This window comes from Streptococcus sp. GMD4S (genome assembly GCF_000296955.1).
Genome location: NZ_AJRE01000319.1, coordinates 1 through 829, shown reverse-complemented (window position 1 = coordinate 829; position 829 = coordinate 1). Strand labels below are relative to the sequence as shown.

General features: G+C 33.3%; 1 protein-coding gene and 1 pseudogene. One reads left to right on the top strand and one right to left on the bottom strand.

The window, feature by feature from the left end; translation table 11 throughout:
- Positions 1 to 64: 64 nt before the first annotated feature.
- Positions 65 to 544 (bottom strand): 23S rRNA (pseudouridine(1915)-N(3))-methyltransferase RlmH, encoded by a 480-nt coding sequence (gene rlmH / locus GMD4S_RS09640; RefSeq protein WP_000694220.1) that lies wholly within the window; start codon positions 542 to 544, stop codon positions 65 to 67.
- 185 nt (positions 545 to 729) lie between these two features.
- Between rlmH and GMD4S_RS13810 the strand changes: the two are divergent.
- A pseudogene (locus GMD4S_RS13810) lies at positions 730 to 829 on the top strand (S1C family serine protease); the annotation flags it as partial.

The window sequence follows — 829 nt, the reverse complement described above, 5'->3', positions numbered from 1 at the left end:
ATCCAGCTGAGCTATGAGACCTAACATGACCATTCTATCAAAAAACAAGAGCTAAGTCAATCTTCTATTTGTGGTAAGGAGAACCCTGTTGAATTGTAAAAGCACGGTAAATTTGTTCAACTAAAACTAATCTCATTAACTGATGTGGTAATGTCAGACGTCCAAAACTGACAGAAAGATTGGCCCTATTTTTTACAACAGGAGCTAGACCCAAACTTCCTCCAATGATAAAAGTAAGCGTTGAGTAGCCTTTTATAGAAGCTTGCTCTAGTTGCTTACTCAATTCCTCTGAGGAGAGTGTTTTTCCTTCAATGGCTAGTACAACGACAAAGTCTCTTTCTCCAACCTTAGAAAGAATTCTTTCACCTTCTGTTTCCAAGATTTTTTGATTTTCTAATTCACTGGCTTTGTCAGGTGTCTTCTCATCAGTGAGCTCAATCATTTCTAATTTGGCGAAACGTGAAATTCGTTTGGTATATTCAGCAATACCATCTTTAAGGTATTTTTCTTTTAATTTTCCCACTGTTACAATTTTTATTTTCATTCTTCTATTCTATCATATCCACACTTCATTTCACATCTTATACACACAAAAATCATTCAAAATTACTAGTGAATTCACAGAATAAAGTAAGTTATCCACAACTTGTGTAAAACTTTAAGCTTTTAAGTTTGGATTAAGTTAATAGTTTTATAATCTGAGTAAATAAATAACAAACGGAGGCGTTTATGAAACACTTACAAAAATTTTACAAAAAAGGAGTTAAAGTTCTTGCAATCATTCTAATCGGATTTTTAAGTGGTGCCTTAGGAAGTTTCGTAACATTGC